General features: G+C 34.6%; 15 protein-coding genes and 3 pseudogenes. 10 read left to right on the forward strand and 8 right to left on the reverse strand.

What is annotated here, in order from left to right; translation table 11 throughout:
• Positions 1 to 591 precede the first annotated feature (591 nt).
• Positions 592 to 909 (reverse strand): hypothetical protein, encoded by a 318-nt coding sequence (locus CEF18_RS25110; protein WP_110939254.1) that lies wholly within the window; start codon positions 907 to 909, stop codon positions 592 to 594.
• Positions 910 to 1,510: 601 nt separating this feature from the next.
• Between CEF18_RS25110 and CEF18_RS25115 the strand changes: the two genes are divergently transcribed.
• The 3 genes from CEF18_RS25115 to CEF18_RS25125 are packed head-to-tail and all read left to right on the forward strand — an operon-like array spanning position 1,511 to position 5,201.
• Positions 1,511 to 3,007 carry a spore germination protein gene (locus CEF18_RS25115; RefSeq protein WP_223292478.1) on the forward strand — a complete coding sequence of 499 codons (1,497 nt, stop codon included), beginning with the start codon at positions 1,511 to 1,513 and terminating at the stop codon, positions 3,005 to 3,007.
• A 29-nt stretch (positions 3,008 to 3,036) separates the two neighbouring features.
• Positions 3,037 to 4,104: a Ger(x)C family spore germination protein gene (locus CEF18_RS25120; protein ID WP_110939255.1), complete on the forward strand. Its 1,068-nt coding sequence runs from the start codon at positions 3,037 to 3,039 to the stop codon at positions 4,102 to 4,104.
• Complete coding sequence (locus tag CEF18_RS25125) at positions 4,104 to 5,201, forward strand: GerAB/ArcD/ProY family transporter (RefSeq protein ID WP_183041241.1); 1,098 nt, start codon at positions 4,104 to 4,106, stop codon at positions 5,199 to 5,201. The genes CEF18_RS25120 and CEF18_RS25125 overlap by 1 nt, the downstream gene beginning before the upstream one ends.
• A 552-nt stretch (positions 5,202 to 5,753) precedes the next feature.
• Here the strand turns inward: CEF18_RS25125 and CEF18_RS25130 are convergent.
• A pseudogene (locus tag CEF18_RS25130) lies at positions 5,754 to 6,242 on the reverse strand (dihydrofolate reductase).
• 592 nt (positions 6,243 to 6,834) lie between these two features.
• Between CEF18_RS25130 and CEF18_RS25135 the strand changes: the two are divergent.
• From CEF18_RS25135 to CEF18_RS25150, 3 genes and pseudogenes are all read left to right on the forward strand, one after another.
• Positions 6,835 to 7,794, forward strand: a complete 960-nt coding sequence (locus tag CEF18_RS25135; RefSeq protein WP_110939257.1) for a DUF3231 family protein — start codon at positions 6,835 to 6,837, stop codon at positions 7,792 to 7,794.
• Between the two features lie 531 nt (positions 7,795 to 8,325).
• Positions 8,326 to 8,850: pseudogene (locus tag CEF18_RS25145) on the forward strand (DUF3231 family protein); the annotation flags it as partial.
• A 26-nt stretch (positions 8,851 to 8,876) separates the two neighbouring features.
• Positions 8,877 to 9,326, forward strand: a complete 450-nt coding sequence (locus CEF18_RS25150) for a hypothetical protein (protein ID WP_110939259.1) — start codon at positions 8,877 to 8,879, stop codon at positions 9,324 to 9,326.
• Between the two features lie 207 nt (positions 9,327 to 9,533).
• Here CEF18_RS25150 and CEF18_RS25155 read toward each other — a convergent pair whose 3' ends face one another.
• The gene (locus CEF18_RS25155; RefSeq protein ID WP_110939260.1) at positions 9,534 to 9,821 is read right to left on the reverse strand and encodes a serine hydrolase domain-containing protein; all 288 of its coding nucleotides are present in this window, start codon (positions 9,819 to 9,821) and stop codon (positions 9,534 to 9,536) included.
• 53 nt (positions 9,822 to 9,874) lie between these two features.
• Here CEF18_RS25155 and CEF18_RS25160 point away from each other — a divergent pair, with 53 nt between their 5' ends.
• Together CEF18_RS25160 and CEF18_RS25165 are read left to right on the forward strand one after the other, a co-directional pair.
• The gene (locus CEF18_RS25160; protein ID WP_223292479.1) at positions 9,875 to 10,249 is read left to right on the forward strand and encodes a hypothetical protein; all 375 of its coding nucleotides are present in this window, start codon (positions 9,875 to 9,877) and stop codon (positions 10,247 to 10,249) included.
• 337 nt (positions 10,250 to 10,586) lie between these two features.
• Positions 10,587 to 11,258, forward strand: a complete 672-nt coding sequence (locus CEF18_RS25165; protein WP_223292484.1) for a site-specific integrase — start codon at positions 10,587 to 10,589, stop codon at positions 11,256 to 11,258.
• Here the strand turns inward: CEF18_RS25165 and CEF18_RS25170 are convergent.
• The 4 genes and pseudogenes from CEF18_RS25170 to groES all read right to left on the reverse strand — a co-directional run.
• Positions 11,249 to 12,004, reverse strand: a pseudogene (locus CEF18_RS25170) (Abi family protein); the annotation flags it as partial. The gene CEF18_RS25165 and the pseudogene CEF18_RS25170 overlap by 10 nt on opposite strands.
• Positions 12,005 to 12,019: 15 nt before the next feature.
• Positions 12,020 to 12,286: an Abi family protein gene (locus CEF18_RS26735; RefSeq protein ID WP_220693842.1), complete on the reverse strand. Its 267-nt coding sequence runs from the start codon at positions 12,284 to 12,286 to the stop codon at positions 12,020 to 12,022.
• A gap of 201 nt (positions 12,287 to 12,487) precedes the next feature.
• Complete coding sequence (groL, locus tag CEF18_RS25175) at positions 12,488 to 14,131, reverse strand: chaperonin GroEL (RefSeq protein WP_110939262.1); 1,644 nt, start codon at positions 14,129 to 14,131, stop codon at positions 12,488 to 12,490.
• Positions 14,132 to 14,308: 177 nt separating this feature from the next.
• The gene (gene groES / locus CEF18_RS25180; RefSeq protein WP_110939263.1) at positions 14,309 to 14,593 is read right to left on the reverse strand and encodes a co-chaperone GroES; all 285 of its coding nucleotides are present in this window, start codon (positions 14,591 to 14,593) and stop codon (positions 14,309 to 14,311) included.
• A gap of 652 nt (positions 14,594 to 15,245) precedes the next feature.
• Between groES and CEF18_RS25185 the strand changes: the two genes are divergently transcribed.
• Positions 15,246 to 15,980 carry a CPBP family intramembrane glutamic endopeptidase gene (locus CEF18_RS25185; protein WP_110939264.1) on the forward strand — a complete coding sequence of 245 codons (735 nt, stop codon included), beginning with the start codon at positions 15,246 to 15,248 and terminating at the stop codon, positions 15,978 to 15,980.
• The gene (locus tag CEF18_RS25190) at positions 15,977 to 16,174 is read left to right on the forward strand and encodes a YdiK family protein (protein WP_110939265.1); all 198 of its coding nucleotides are present in this window, start codon (positions 15,977 to 15,979) and stop codon (positions 16,172 to 16,174) included. The genes CEF18_RS25185 and CEF18_RS25190 overlap by 4 nt, the downstream gene beginning before the upstream one ends.
• Positions 16,175 to 16,366: 192 nt before the next feature.
• Here the strand turns inward: CEF18_RS25190 and CEF18_RS25195 are convergent, their stop codons facing one another.
• Positions 16,367 to 17,002, reverse strand: a complete 636-nt coding sequence (locus CEF18_RS25195; RefSeq protein WP_110939266.1) for a redox-sensing transcriptional repressor Rex — start codon at positions 17,000 to 17,002, stop codon at positions 16,367 to 16,369.
• Between the last annotated feature and the right edge of the window lie 39 nt (positions 17,003 to 17,041).

Below are 17,041 nucleotides of genomic sequence, written 5' to 3' on the forward strand. Positions count from 1 at the left end.
AGTTTGGTATCTATACTCTTATCTTACTGAGGGGCTCTATTTTTTTCAAAGTCGAAATTAACGCACTACAGGAATGCTGCGCAGCGTTCAAGTAAAGCACCCGTTAGCCACAAATGAAAATTTATCGCGCTCTTTCATGGAAGTATTATAAGGTCAGTCTCTTATTCCCAAATTATCACCGCCTTTCTTGCATAAAAAAAAGCCTTTCAAAATAAGGCTTAAACTTTTTAATTATCCCTCAGATTTTTATAAAAAACTTCAATATTTTCCTTGTGACTAGCAAGCCCATCTCTATAAATTTCCATGATATCTCGATATAACTTATCCTTTTCAAGATACGCTTGTACTTTTGAATCCTTAATTTCGCCATTCGCTCTTTTCCACTCTGCTTTAAAATAAACTCTCAAAAAATCCTTAAAACTAATTATAGATTTTTCTTGTTCAAGTAAATCGTCACGTCATTATATTTACCCATTCCATCTGCTATATCTAAGATATGGTTAACCATATAATCTATAAACTCATTATTACCACTCTTATCAGGTCCAAAATATAAGATTAGCAGTGTACCCTTTTCTTTCAATTCACTGATTAGCCTCGATAACTCCTGGTCCTTTTCAATTCTCTCAATTCTATTTTATGGTCTGGATCCCTAAAATAATCATAATCAAACCCTTTAATATAATTTATTAATTTATAAAAAGAGGAAATAAATGCAACACTTTGTTTCCTTACTTCTTGTATCCATTCAATTCTTGATTTTGAAACAATATTACTTTTAAAATTAGATTTATTTGTTTTATAAACATTATATAGACTTACTAATGCAGCAATTAAAGCAACAAATGCAGCGATACTAGCCCAAACAAAGTTTCCATTATCATCAAAAAAGATATTATATAAATTCAATACTTTCACCCCTTTAACCCAATTATAGCAAATCCGAGTTTATATTAATATTTACAATATGTATCTCCACCAAGGATTTTGTTCATTATCTAGCCAAAAATCATTCGGCATTTCATCTTTAAGAGCTGCTGTTCTTAATTTTTTATCTTCCTCTATAGTTACAATTGCACCAATGGAATAAAATTGTACAAAGCTCTGTTTATTAATTGAACAACCCTAAGTGAACAATTCAAATACCTGATACTACTGCATTCTATTTTGTTCAGTTAAAGTATACCCTAATTGAACAATTAAACCAAAAAAAATGGAACAACAGAAAACATGTCTACACATTCCTTTCTGTCGCAGTTATGGTCAATTCTCGAACTAAGTAATTATTTATTTAGGTCTAATAATTACGTAATCTCTTTTATCTAATTCAACTTCATCAACATCATTCACATAATATATGTGACGTTTTTTACTCTGTTTTTAATCCCTTTTTCTTGTGTCCAAATCAGCATGAGTATTCATCGAACACAAATACATGAAAACACCAGAAATTGCCTAAACTAGCCAAGAATAATACTTGATTGTTTTCATATGGGGAGGTGATGGTTCCTTGCGGAATTTCATAAAACAAAAAAACAATTCAATACATGATTTGTTTAAAGATGTTTCTAAATCTGATGATTTTTACCAATTTTCCACTAAAAGCGTCAATGAGTCACCCATATATTTTTCCTATTATAAGAGCCTTATTGATGAAAAAAAAATTCATCATCATCTCCTTCCATATATTCAATCTGCAGAGGAGGTATTTACAGAACTTACGGATGTAATGAATGCCATACCTATAGAAGATCGAGAAATCACTTCCGATGCTAAAGTATTCATAAACAAACTTACAAAAGGCTACATATTCATTCATTTAACGAAAACTCCTGAGAAAGGTATTTTGGTTAATCTTTCGAATGGAACGAAAGGTTATAGAGCTTTTAATGATGCTGAAAATGAATATAGTGTCCTCGGACCAAAGGTGGGCTTTGTCGAAGATCTTGATACAAACCTCAGCCTATTGAGAAGGCAAATTACATCCGAAGATCTTGTTTTTAAAGAAATTACTAAAGGATCTCTTTCAAACACTCGGGTTATGATTGGATATATTGATGGAATTGCAAATCCACAGCACATTCAAACCATGAAACAACGTCTTGAGGATTTAGATATGGATGTTATATTCGATAGTTCAATTCTAGATCAGATTATTTCTGATAACGCAAATACACCTTTTCCGCTATTCATGTCTACAGAACGTTTGGATCGTACAATCTATATGCTTTTACTTGGACAAGTAATCGTTATTAGTGACGGTTCACCTTATGTTATCGCAGGACCTACTAGTATATTTAACTTTTTTATATCACCAGAGGATTATTACTCACCGTGGTCAGTAGGGTCTTTCTTTCGATTAATACGATTTATAGGTATCCTCTTTTCAATTTTGGCAACACCAATTTATGTCGCAGTATTAACACACCATTATGCAATCATTCCGGAAGATCTGTTAACTCCGTTAATCATGTCAAGGGCAAATGTCCCGTTTCCTCCTTTACTGGAAGCTTTATTTTTAGAAATTACAATAGAATTCTTGAGAGAGGCAGGAGCCAGACTTCCGACAAAAGTAGGCCAAACTCTGGGAATTGTTGGAGGTATTGTAATTGGGGAAGCTGCTGTTCAAGCTGCACTTACAAGTAACATTTTATTAATCATCGTAGCTCTTTCAGCACTTGCTTCTTTTACTACTCCTAGTTTCAAGATGTCTAATACCATTCGGATATTAAGATTCCCACTTATTCTCTTAGCTGCAATTTGGGGAGGTTTTGGGGTAACCCTGGGTCTTACTTTTATCCTGTGCCATCTAATAAGGTTAAAATCTCTTGGCACACCCTATTTGGCACCTCTATACCCATTCAGGTACAGAGATTTAAACGATAGTTTTATTCGGTCTTCTTTAAGCGTCCAGGATAAACGGTATACCTTCTTTAGACCTCTAAAGTTGCATAGGTACAATGTCAAAAAGCATAAAGACATCGAGGATGACTATAATAACGAATAACTTATTTCTTTTTCAAGAGGTTGTGGGCCATGATGAAATTTTTAAAAATCCTATGTGTCCTGTTGTTAATAGTAGGATGCTCTAGGAATAAAATAGTCGAGGATTTAAAAATAATTGAATCATTAGGCTATGATCTTGAAGATGATAAAATAAAAGGGAGCGCCTCTTTCCATGTTCATTATGATGTACCAGCAGGGGCACCAGTAAAGCTTCTTACAGCAGAATCTGAAACTGCAAATGGAATATTTACGATGTTTACGCAACAAGTACCAAACCCTATTGAAATTGGAAAAACAAGAACAATAGTAATGGGTGAACCTTATGCAAAAGAAGGTATTAAAGATTTAATGGATACTCTTGTCAGAGACCCAATGATGGGAAACAATGCAACAGTGGTAATATCAAAGCAGGAGGCTGCTGAAGTCCTTAATCTTACTATGAGAAAACCACCATTTTATCTCTCTGATGTAATTGAACAAAATATAACATACGGGAATACGCCACAAACGAACATTCATACAGTATTAAATCAATACTATGGTGCTGGGCAAGATGTTTACTTGCCGGTCTTAACCATTTATGAATCTGAGAAGATAATGGTTGATGGTTTAGGAATTTTTAAGGGTGACAAATTGATGATGCTCCTTCAGGATAGGGAAGCGTTCCTCTTTAAGATCATTAAAGACAAAAATATTAGTGGTACTTATGAATTCATCAGCGAACAGAAAGAGAAAATCTTTCTAAAAATTATGTATGGAAAACGAAAAGTCTCCATTAAAAATACTCATCAAAAGCCACAGGTGAAAATTAAACTTGATTTGTTTGCTCATATTAAAGATTACCCAAGGTCTCTTGATCTTTCTAAAAAGAAAGATGTAGATAAATTATCTAAAAAGATCGAAAAAGAATTAAGCACAAAAATTGAAAAATTATTGGAAGAGTTTAAAGAGGAACAGGTAGATCCTGTGGGATTTGGAGATTTAGTTAGTAGTGAAAAACGGGATTGGACGCAAGATAGCTTTAATGATCAATACCCAAATTTAGAATTTGAAATTGAAACGAAGATAAACTTTCTCCAGACGGGAGTGAATGGATAGTGGAGCAAAATAATAAAGAAAACTATTTAGTTTCTACTTTTTTTGTTTTCTTTTTGATTCACTCCTCTCAAACAGGAATTGGTCTTCTGAGCTTTCAGAATACGATTATTGAAAATGCTGGACATGATTCATGGATCTCAGTTATTATCACTGGTCTAAGCCTTCATATTATATTATGGATGATACTAAAAATGGTTAGTAACCCTACCAAAGACTTGTTAAAAATCCATCAAATTTCGTTTGGTGAAAAAATCGGTAATTTTTTATCGGTTATTGTAATTGGATACTTTTTACTTTTGGCTCTTACCGTTTTTCGTACTTATATAGAAGTTATACAGGTATGGGTATTCCCAATGATCAAAACTTGGGAGCTTAGCCTAGGGTTAGCATGTCTAATCATTTATATCATTACCGGAGGATTCCGAACATTGACGGGATTAAGCTTCCTAGGAGTGGTTCTACCTTCTATTCTTCTGTTAACGTTATATTTTCCTTTACAATATGCTAATTTTAGAAACCTAATGCCGGTTTTTAACCATTCAATTCTGGAAATAGCTCAATCCTCTAAAGCATCTTCCCTTATATTTATTGGGTTTGAGTCCTTGTTGATTTACTTCCCATTTATTAAGCACCCTTCTAAATCTGCAAAATGGGCACATGGAGCATTAGCATTTACAACTTTCATATATCTATTAGTTACATTAATAACATTCGTTTATTTTAGCCAAGGTCAACTTAAGCATACATTATGGCCGACATTGGTAATGACTAAGATTGTTGAAATGCCTTTTATCATGCGGTTTGAATTTATTTTTATCTTTACCTGGCTTTTGGTTATACTTCCAACCGTCTGTATTCCTATCTGGTGTTGTACGAGGATCCTAAAGAAAATAACGAAAATTAAACCAAGGAAATCATTATATACGATTATGCTATTCATATTACTTTGTAGCATCTTTATTGATGACCGTCTGAAAGTAGATGCACTAGGGAAATTCACCTCAGAGGTAGGTTTCTATTTTATATATAGCTACATTCCACTTTTATTTATCATTTATTCCCTACGTAAAAGCAAATTTAAAAGCTCTGAGTATTAAGTTCAATGAAAACCTAGAAAATAGCTACTTTGAAGAATCTGGTGTTTAAGTAATTCAAAAGTTTTTTCTATGTTTACTTTTCGACTGTCTGGTAAAAAAACTGAACACTGCCGGAACTATGGGTTGTACAGTGGGTTCAAACTTGGCTATTTCATGAATATTATATTAAAAGCTGTCTCTAAAAGATTGTTGCTATTGAATAAATGGCATACCCATTGATAGTGATATGCTCCCCTAAAGGTAGACAGATCAAATATAAAATCTGTTTACCTGGGGAGTTTTTTATATGGCCAAACAATACTATTCTGTAGAATTCAAACTTAAGGTTAGTTTCATATCTTCGCTTGTTATTCGAGATCACAATAGTGTCCTAACCAGCCTCAAACATGTTTCAACAAGTAGGGGGTGAACAGTTTATCGGAAGGGATCAAATGTCCCATGCCCCCGTACGTTCTACCCCGGCTCCAGATAACATATAACCTATAAAAAATAGACCAACCAGATATAACTTCTGATTGACCTTATAATACGAAGCCCCCGATTGCCGAATAATTAAATTGCCCTCTCATAAACATAGAATTCATATTTATATGGGTTCTTCTCGTCTGTTATTCCTCTTTTTACAGACACTTCATTCCATTCACTTAAGTTAACTTCTGGAAAAAACGTATCACCTTCAAATTCTTAGTGGATTTTTGTTATATACATCTTTTCTACCATAGGTAAGAATAACTTATATATTTCTTCTCCACCAAAAATAAAAATATCTTCTTCACCTTTACATAATTCAAAAACCTCTTTTACTGAATTAGTCATTTCACAACCTTCATATGAAAGGTATTTATCTCTTGTCAAAACAATATTTCTTCTTTTACATAGAGCCTTCCCAATTGATTCGAAGTTTCTTCTTCCTAATATAATTGGATGTCCCAAAGTTGTGTTCTTTACATATTCCCAATCTTTCGGCAACCTCCAGGGTATATCATTGTCTTTACCTATTACTCGATTTTTGTCTATTGCTACCATTAAAGAAACTTTCAAACAGCTCTCACACTTTCCTATCATTTAACAAATCTTTAAATCGCTTCCTCCAGAAAACTGCCCTTTAACTTAATACCAATTATTTCAAATTACACTAATTTGTACAATCCCTTATTCCATTAAATGGCCCTTTCTATGAAGAAAGACGCTTTCCTTATTTCAGATAAGCTCCCTTTAACGGAATAACAGATTAGTTGCTAAGTAAGCTTCATCGAATGGAAAATAAAGACCATTCCAAGTATTATCGAATTGTAAAAAACGAATAAATTTTGTTAGACTTTTTGGATGCTGTTTTCTTTGTTTGATTATAAAATCTATCTTGATTGTTTCAGACAGTTCTTTATATTGAATTGATTGTATTTCTTTTCGACTTTTTGAAGGAAGTTCGTTTTAGATATTCACTTCAATATTTTTGAATCATTATATTACCAACATCAGTTTGGTCGGATATATAAAATGTTGTTCCTTTTCGAAAGGTTCAATCCTATACACGGAAACTCTATGTGTGTTTAGGAAGAATTACTGATTCATGAATAATCAAGAATTTTATTGACATACTAAAAAAAGAAATTGAGTCTTTAGGGGGTATAAAATGAACGTAAATGAATTAGGATTCCTTTGGTACTTACAATCAAGTTCAAACATGATCAATTTATTATTAAAATATCTTAGTGAAACTTCTGAGGATACTGATTTAAGGAATATTTTAAATGAAATATATGAGTACTCTACATATCAAGAACAAGAGGCTACTCAATTATTGTCTGAGGAAGGTTATAAAGATACACCGTTCTTCATGGAAGATGATATATATAGTTCAACAACAAAGCTATTTTCAGACCAATTAATTATAGAAATCTTAAAGCATATAACGAGTAATGGATTGCGAGCGCTTGCTGTTCAATATGTTGAATTAACAGATTATAAAGTAAAAAATTTTTATAAAAAACTACTCAATGATGTAATTCAATTAGATTTTTCTTTATTAAAATTGCTTAATGATAAAGATTTATTACAAAATAATTCCTTCTCTTATAAAAAAGCAGATGAAAGGGATGGGAAACTATTCAAAGTTGCATCAACTCAGCAACGGCCACTTAATGCGGTAGAATTGGCAAATATGTTCAGTTCCCTTCAATGTAACAATGTTGGAGTTGCTCTTTGTATCGGTTTTTCTGAAGTCGTAGAGGATATGGACACAAAGAAATTTATACTAGAAGGGAAAAAGTTAGCATTTTATCAATCAGCCTCTTTATCCGATATCTATAGAGAAAATGGAATTCCAACTACTACTGGACTAGAGGCTCACGTTAATAAAGTAAAGGAATCACCTTTTTCAGATAAATTAATGGCAAACTTAATAATGTTCCTAATTCCAGTAAGTATAAGCAATCTACAAAATGCAGTGGTATCCAGTTATAAAAAGGATCATATAGATTCTTTAAAGGAATTAATCAAAATGGTTGAAGACTACTCAGAGAAAGGGCTGAAGTTATTAATAAGGAAAAATTGGTTTAATGAACCACCTGTGTCTAATTGGTCACATAAATAGAAACGGTGGCAGGTGCTAATCAAGAAATGGTAACTTTTCGGCACATACTTTAGGGATGGTAACAATCAGAAAAATGGTATTAAATATATGTATAAGAAATACAACAAATGATTAAAGGCAGCTACTTTTAGTGAACAAGAGAATTCTAAGATGGTAAGAAACATCTTGATATCTCAGAAAAAAATTATTTTTTCCGCGAAAGGATATTACTTGTTAAAACTTCTTTTCTGCGGCCTAAACAGAAATTCTCTTTACTGTGGATTTTCAATAAGATATGAACAGAGTACTGAGTTTGAGATTGTTTTTCTTGAACATAATTTTTTATGCTTAATTCCTTACTTTAGTATGATGATCGTAAGAAATTTACCATAGCAAAAAAACAAAAGAGATTAAATTTACCTTTTCTACACCAGAGGCATTCCGCCTATTCTATACAGGGATTTGTTATCAATAATCTTTTTTAATACACTTTCCATCCGGCCAGTTACACGAATTCCATAAGCGACACCCACCGCGTCATGCTCCCCAAGTGAGCAGACGTCCAGCCAAGATTTCACAGATGGATTTTTCGGAAAAAGTAGAAAATTATCAGCGACAGATATCATTTGTATTTCTTTCAACCTTAAAAAAAGCATTATGGCTAAAACCCTTTCTATCGCATTCAGTCAAGTCGCTCAAATAAAAGAAGAAAGAAAGTTCTTAACTGATTCCCAGAACTCGACTGATGGTCAAATAAAAATTTTTTCAAAAATAATGCAAACAGATAACTTACCAGTTCCGAAATCTTGGGAAACAGAAGTTACAACTTGAACGGACTCTCCTTTTTCCGATAAGTTAATGATGTATCATATCGGTTTTTTGTTTCAAGCTGCACAAAACTATCATGGGGCAGGACTAGCATCAGCCATGCGTACAGACCTTGTTACCGCTTATGAGGGTACTATTCTCAAAAATCTTATGGTAACAAAGAAATGGTTTAATATTATGGCACAAAATAAATGGTTAGAACAACCCCCACTTGCTCCTAACAGAAAAGAAATTGCAAATGAAGTCTAGTAAGCACAATTGCTGGGGGTTATTGAGTGAATAAGAGCATATTTGAAAAATTAATATGGAGCATTGCACTTCCTGGATTTGGACAGTATTTAAACGGAAAGTATTTTAAAGGCACAGTTTTATTAATACTTGAATTTCTGATTAATATACAATCCAATTTCAATCAGATTATACTTATGAGTTTTCACGGAGAAATTGCCAATGCAATAAAATATGCGAACTATCAGTGGTTTATGTTTTATCCTTGTTTGTACTTTTTTTCTATGTGGGATGCAGTTAAAGACGCAGGAGGAGACAAAGCCCCTTATTCTTTCCTTTCGTATGTGTTCACTGCGTTTTTTGTAACTGTTGGATTAATTTTCTCCTCAGACTTAACGATATTTGGAGTGTTATTGGGTCCTGTATGGCTCTCAATGTTGTTTGTTTTTCCTGGATTAATATTCGGATTTATTGTTGGAAAAATCTTAAATTCTTAAAAACCATCACTTTTAATATTTTAGAGGATGGTTTTTTATGTTGAATGTGCATGAAAGTTTATTTAACTAAACTGCTTATGTTAGTGGAACAAGAAAAGCCTTACTCCTTATTGAAGTAAAGCACCCGTTACTTTAAGTACATCTTTTCACAATCTTTTAGGTATTTAAAAAGAAGAACCCAGAAAGTAGGGTTCTTCTAATACATCTCTATTTTAAGTCTTTTATTTTTACCAATTCTTCTTCTATTCCACTCATTATATCAAACGCCCCATCCGACTTATTAGAACAAACAACTACATTAATGGATAAGTCAGGATAATGAGCAGAATGAAAGCTAACCCCTGGATCATAACCCATTATATGGTATTTAAGAATATTGTTTTCTGTGGTTTTCTTAATCCAAATACCATAACCATAATAGCCACTCTCATTGACTTGTGTATGAGTGGATAAAAGCTTATTTGTGTACGTTTCATTTAATAGTTTATAATTCATAAGTGCTGTCCACAGCTTAGCCATATCATTAGCGGAAGGGCTTGAAATAAAAAATGAAAGAAGAATTAGTAAGTTTTATGAATGTTGCATGGTGTTTCTATGGTGTAAATATTCCTCCATCCCCATTTAAAAAAACGGATAATGTAGGGAAATTTATGACGTTTGGAGAAGGGGAAATCCCGGATGAAATGCAAGAATTAATTCTAAAAGCAATCGAACAAGGGGTTACCCCGTTAGTAAAACATAATAGAAAACCAAATCCCAAAGATTATTCCTGGGTAACCGTATGGTATTCTACGGACAAAGAAGAGGACTTGAAGCGTTTAGCCGCATTTTTAGTTGACCACGGTTTAGTAAAGCAAACTGTGCGTGGCAAGTATCATAATATTTCATTCAAATATGATAGCCAAACCAACCGTGGCGAATAAGGTGATCAATTTAAAGCATCTATTTCCTTGAAAGATTTAATGGACTTAGAAACCGGGGAATTCCATTAAAGTTAAAGGGTTAGAAAATAATAAATAAATTCTTTCATAATATCGGGTGCGATTGTTCAATAAGAACAGTCGCTTCTTGTACTAATGGGCAGGTTGGTTGAAGAAGGAAATCCATAAATCTCAACAAGTGGATTATGCTATACGCGATAGGTATTTGAGAATTTGATAGTAGGCTTATTCACTTAAACTAATCAAAGATCTTCCAACAGAAAATATAAAGTTACCTAAGAAAAAAACAACGGTTTCTGACCTTGAAAAAGGTGATGTAATTAATAATAAATTTCTTGAAAAAGAGGAATTAGAAGAGTTCCTTATTACTGCTAGGGAAGAAGGGCTTGAATCTGATTTATTGGCTTTTACAATGTTAGCTTACACTGGTTTACGTATTGGGGAAATGATAGCTTTAAAGTGGGCTGACATCGATTTTGAAAACCAAACATTAAGAGTATATAAAACTTACTATAACCCAACCAACAACAAGCTTAAGTATCAGTTACTAACACCAAAGACAGAAGGATCTATACGCACGATATCTATAGATCCTATATTAATTCAACTATTACTTTTACATAACAGTGAACAAAACCTACTGAAGAATGAGAACAATCCATTTTACAAAGACAGTCGATTCATTTTTGCTAATAATGAAGGATATCCTAAAACGATTAAACACGTAGCTATTAGAATGAATAGATTGTTGAAGAAAACAAACATTCAAAAACATGTTACACCACACTCGTTTAGACACACGCACACATCATTATTGATCGAAGCTAATGTTCACATCAAAGAGATCCAAGAACGCCTAGGACACAGCGATATAAGTACAACTATGGACATATATGCCCATATGACAAAGAACATTAAAAAAGAGGCCTCCAATAAGTTTAGCAACTTAATGAAAGACCTCTCAAAACAAATTCATTCAAATTATAAGTAATTCTCCCAATTTCGAGGGAATCCCATCACCTTTAAAATTTCGGTGAATTTTACAGAATTAAATTTACTTTCATACTTATTAAAATGTCTATTTATTTGAATAATCAATGCTTTATGCTCTTTTTTAGGAATAACTAGCTTTAGAAAAGAAACTAATGTAAAAACATTCCCTTTATTCAACTTATTATTTGGTATATTCAACGCTGTAGATATATCAGAACTTGGTGATGGTTTATATATTCTATAACTATATAGCCGTTCTTCGTGAGCGCATACATTTCTATAGTAATTTGTGGTTTTTAAGATACTCTCCATCATATCAGATGTTAAATGTATTCTTTGACTATAATCTCTTTTATAATTATCAGCAAAATCTTTGGCTATAATATTTTTAAGCGTATCTCTTAAACATTTATAGAAAAAATTTACATTTCCCAAAGTTAAATAATTTACTAATACCCAAAGAGGAACGCCTTCGTGTTTATCAATATAGTGCCGTACAGGAGTATTTTTTTTACCTTTATCTGAGATAGTATATGATATTTTAGATATAACACCCAAAACATCTTTCAGCTTATGTGGGTCTCTTGTATAGTTTTTTATTATTAAATATGCATGAGGTTCTCTATACTTTTGGGAAAATCGGTAAGAAATGCTAGACTTCATACTACTTTCAAAGATTAAAAGAAAGCTCATTAGTGTATTTCTTAATTCTCGGTCAAAACAATAAAGATTATAAATCTCTTCAAATGTAGCACCATCTTACTCTTCTGGCACAATATTATTACCATTACTTTCAGTTTTTAAGAAAAGATCTTTATAACCATTTATAAGATTATAATAATTTTCTCTTTCAAGAATCCTCATTGATTTAGAACCATTACCAGTGTTTAGTCCTCTATCACGTAAAATTTTTAATTGTTGACGATGAGTACTAAATGGTTTCATAAACTGACTTTTCAAATAAAACACCCCATAAAAAATAGCCCAGTCCTCGTAAGGAACATGGGCCTGATCTGTTAAGATCATTATATCTTATGCTCAAATCTTTGTCAATATGCAAACATTCGATCATAATTATATTAAAAAGAAGAGTCCCCCACAAAGTTCTAAAACTTAATAGGGATAACTCCAATTAGTTTTCACTCCCTTTAAAACATGAGCAAAACCATGAGCATAAATGATATTAATCATCCAAAACCCTTATATACCAAGGGTTAAATGGACAGATTACATCATGCCGCCCATACCGCCCATTCCACCCATGCCGCCCATATCAGGCATTCCGCCGCCGGAACCGCCTTCTTCTGGGAAGTCAGCAATGACTGCTTCTGTAGTCAAGAACATTGCAGATACGGAAGCTGCGTTTTGAAGTGCTGAACGCGTTACTTTCGTAGGATCGATGATACCAGCTTCAACCATGTTTACATATTCGCCAGTAGCTGCATTGAAACCAATGCCTACTTTTTCTGCTTTTAGACGTTCTACGATGATAGAACCTTCTAATCCAGCGTTTTGAGCGATTTGACGAAGTGGCTCTTCTAGTGCACGAATAACGATGTTTACACCAGTTTGCTCGTCTCCTTCAGCTTGAACTGCTCTCACAGCGTCTAGTACGTTGATTAACGCTGTACCACCACCGGCAACAATTCCTTCTTCTACTGCTGCACGAGTAGAGTTTAACGCGTCTTCAATACGAAGTTTTTTCTCTTTCATTTCTGTTTCTGTAGCCGCTCCAACTTTCACAACTGCTACACCGCCAGCTAATTTAGCAAGGCGCTCTTGAAGTTTTTCTTTATCGAACTCAGAAGTAGTTTCTTCTAATTGTGCTTTTAATTGATTTACGCGGCTAGAAATTTCAGCAGCGTCACCAGCTCCATCAACGATCGTTGTGTTGTCTTTTGTTACAACAACTTTAGACGCACGACCTAGTTGAGTGATACTCGCAGACTTAAGGTCTAAACCTAAGTCTTCTGTAATCACTTCACCACCAGTTAATGTAGCAACATCTTCTAACATTGCTTTACGACGGTCACCGAATCCAGGTGCTTTAACAGCAACTGCATTGAATGTACCACGAAGTTTGTTTACTACTAGAGTAGCTAGCGCTTCGCCTTCTACGTCTTCAGCAATAATTAAGATTGGACGGCTTTGTTGAACAACTTGCTCAAGAACAGGAAGTACTTCTTGAATGTTGCCAATCTTCTTATCCGTAATTAAGATATACGGGTCATCAAGAACAGCTTCCATTTTATCGGAATCAGTCACCATATAAGGAGATGAATATCCACGATCGAATTGCATACCTTCTACAACTTCTAATTCTGTATCAGATCCTTTTGATTCTTCCACAGTGATAACGCCGTCGTTTCCAACGCGCTCCATTGCTTCTGCAATCAATTGACCTACTTCTTCATCCGCAGATGAAATAGCAGCAACCTGAGAAATAGATTCTTTGCTTTCAATAGGCTTAGAATTCTTTCTTAATTCTGCTACTGCTGCTTTCGTTGCTTTCTCGATCCCTTTACGAATAACCATAGGATTCGCACCAGATGTTACGTTTTTAAGACCTTCGTTGATCATCGCTTGAGCAAGAACTGTTGCAGTTGTTGTTCCGTCCCCAGCGATATCATTTGTCTTACTAGCTACTTCAGCAACAAGCTGTGCACCCATGTTTTCAAAGTTATCTTCTAATTCAATCTCTTTTGCGATTGTAACACCGTCATTAGTGATTAATGGAGAACCGAATTTCTTTTCAAGAACAACGTTACGTCCCTTTGGTCCAAGTGTTACTTTCACTGTGTCAGCTAAACGGTCCACACCGCGTTTCATGGAACGGCGTGCGTCTTCGCTAAATTTAATATCTTTTGCCATGCTATCATCTACCTCCTATTAAAATATGTAGTTCTCTATGTGAGGAAACTCAAAACTAGTATGTGGAAAACGATTCCTGTTGCTTTTCCTTTTCATCCTCTTTTGAACTACCTCTTTATTTGAAAAATGTCGTGCATTCATCATTACGCATCATTTGAAAATTTTAGTACCTCATCTTTAGCCAATAATCGCTAATACATCGCTCTCACGAAGGATTAGATATTCCGAGCCTTCGTACTTCACTTCTGTACCTGAATACTTAGAGAAAATAATCGAGTCGCCTGTTTTTACTTCTAGATCAATGCGCTCGCCATTATCTGTTACACGTCCAGTACCTACTGCAATAACTTTGCCTTCTTGTGGCTTTTCTTTTGCAGAATCGGGAAGTACAATTCCAGATGCTGTTTTTTCTTCTTGCTCACTCAATTCAATAACAATACGATCACCTAATGGTTTTAACAAGGAAAATACCCTCCTTTTAATGTCTGACACACTTATCAAAGTGTGTTCCTTCTTTTTTATTAGCACTCGACCTTGTTGAGTGCTAACACAATTATTATGATAATCAACTAGCAAAAATAATGCAACCTTTTCGTCCTAATTTCCCAAGATTTTCTTTCGACTATTTTCTCAGGTGCCATTTTTTCTATGCCCTTAACCGAAATATCTAAAACTCAAAGCTTTTTACCCTATTCATCATGCACCACTTTTATCACACATATACTCTAAGAAAAGCGCACGGCGTCTTTTCTTAGATACAGCGCGATCTATCGCCACCCCCGAGTAGCACCTACTTAATTCGTGTAGGTGCTACTCGAAAGGATGTGGGTTTCCCTTTATGTGCGTGGCGTAAAGATCGCTGTCTTCTGATAAGCACAGCGTCTTTTATTAATTAAAGCGTAACCTTACGCCATCATTAAAGCATCAAGTTGTGAGTTAGCACTAAAACGAAATTAGTAATGTTCTAATTAAAAAAGGCCTCTCCTTTCTATTTTCCTAAGAGGTTGTGATACAATATTTATGTGATTCAGAGTCATGAATAGCGTATCGTTCAAAAAGCTTGCTAATTTGGACACCTGCTAAAATGATTTACTTATATAAAGGAGAATGCCCGTTGACGAAAAAATACTGGCTCATATTACTAGCGTTTGTTTTAACACAGCTTTCGCCGATTGTAATCATTCCACTTATGATGGTATCCGGTTACTCTGGAACAGAAGAAGAGCTGTCCGGACTCTCACTATTTATTGGTTTTACAATTGGTTTCCTGCTCATTTCTTTTATTGCCTTTAAATCAAAACCTGATCGTGCCTTTATGGAGAATCGTGCTGATGCCGGCACAACTATAGGTTGGTCGCTCTTAGGTATTATTTTAGCTTTTGCTTCACAGTACATTGCTTCCATCATTAATACCCTTCTGTTGGGTATTGAACCTGGATCTGAAAACACAGAAATGATTGTGGACATGGCTACCAGCGTTCCATTGATGATGCTTGCAGTCGCTGTATTTGCTCCAGTCATGGAAGAGATTGTTTTTCGGATGGTTATCTTCGGAAGTTTATTTAAACGATTTGGGTTTTGGATTGCATCCATCTCCAGTGGTTTAATTTTTGCTGTTGTGCACTGGGATTTTGAAAACCTTCTTGTTTATCTTTCAATGGGAATTGTCTTTGCCTTCCTATATGTAAAAACAAAACGTATTATTGTTCCGATTATTGCACACGTTGGAATTAATTCATTTGTCATGATCGTTCAGGTCATTTACGGTGAAGAGCTGCAAGATTTGCTAGAACAGCTGGAAGAAACGGAACAGACTGTTCAAGCGATAATAGGAGGTCTTTTCTTATGACTAAATCTCCCCGATTTTTCGGTTATATTTATTTATTTCTAGGAACATTATTTCTTTTCTTTGCAATACAGTCCGCTGGAGAAACAGCTGGCTGGGATGTTTGGACGATTGTTCTTATGGCATTTGCTGCGATTGATTACATGATAGCTTTTCGCTATTTTGCAACTGCCGCTCGAAAACGTCAGAAAAAATAAAACTACAAAAGAAAAACGTGCAGCGTCTTTTATTAAATACAGCGTGATCTTTCGCCACCATCATTTAAGCATCAAGGGTGGGCTTCCCGTGATGCGTGTGGCGTAAAGATAGCTGGCAACTTATACTTTCTTACCTTATTAAAAGGGGAGAGAAAGGATCAACTATGATCCTTTCCCTCTCCTTTCTTATATTTATAACGGATAATGCTTCAAAAAGTAAATGAGCGATTGAAGCTCGACGGACAGATCAATATGATGAACCCGGATATGCTCCGGAACCGATAAACGTGCAGGGGTAAAATTAAGAATCCCTTTTATCCCCGAGTCCACAAGATGGTCAGCGATGTTTTGCGCTACATTCGATGGTACGGTAAGAATCGCCACGTCCACATTTCCACCTACTCGGTCCTTGAAGGTGTCCAAATGATAAATTGGAACCCCACTAATTGTTGTGCCCACGATACTCTCATCGACATCAAAAGCCATTTCAATTCGCGTATTATTCGTTTTACTGAAATTATAATTGAGTAACGCAGTACCAAGGTTACCTACCCCGACAAGCGTAACTTTCGTTAATTCATCCTGGTCCAGCGTTTCCCGGAAAAAGGACAATAAGTAATTTACATTATATCCATACCCTTTTTTCCCGAGTGCCCCAAAATAAGAAAAATCTCTTCGTATCGTAGCGGAATCAACTTTAACCGCTTCGCTTAACTCGGAAGAGGAAACACGGTGTTTTCCGGAAGCTTGCAAGCCTTCTAAGAAACGATAATATAATGGTAACCGCCTTGCTGTTGCCTGCGGGATTTTGGCCTGATCAATGTCCATAGTTATTTTCCTCCAGTTCTATGTAGCACTTCTAAATCT

It is taken from the genome of Salipaludibacillus neizhouensis, from assembly GCF_002886185.1.
Lineage (GTDB): Bacteria > Bacillota > Bacilli > Bacillales > Salisediminibacteriaceae > Salipaludibacillus > Salipaludibacillus neizhouensis.

Bases quoted from the DNA above. Each gene is read 5' to 3' on its own strand.
- groL (WP_110939262.1), bottom strand. From the start codon at position 14,131: ATGGCAAAAGATATTAAATTTAGCGAAGACGCACGCCGTTCCATGAAA.
- CEF18_RS25135 (WP_110939257.1), top strand. From the start codon at position 6,835: ATGAACGTAAATGAATTAGGATTCCTTTGGTACTTACAATCAAGTTCA.
- CEF18_RS25155 (WP_110939260.1), bottom strand. From the start codon at position 9,821: ATGAATTATAAACTATTAAATGAAACGTACACAAATAAGCTTTTATCC.
- CEF18_RS25190 (WP_110939265.1), top strand. From the start codon at position 15,977: ATGACTAAATCTCCCCGATTTTTCGGTTATATTTATTTATTTCTAGGA.
- CEF18_RS25195 (WP_110939266.1), bottom strand. From the start codon at position 17,002: ATGGACATTGATCAGGCCAAAATCCCGCAGGCAACAGCAAGGCGGTTA.
- CEF18_RS25160 (WP_223292479.1), top strand. From the start codon at position 9,875: ATGAAAGAAGAATTAGTAAGTTTTATGAATGTTGCATGGTGTTTCTAT.
- CEF18_RS26735 (WP_220693842.1), bottom strand. From the start codon at position 12,286: ATGATCTTAACAGATCAGGCCCATGTTCCTTACGAGGACTGGGCTATT.
- CEF18_RS25120 (WP_110939255.1), top strand. From the start codon at position 3,037: ATGATGAAATTTTTAAAAATCCTATGTGTCCTGTTGTTAATAGTAGGA.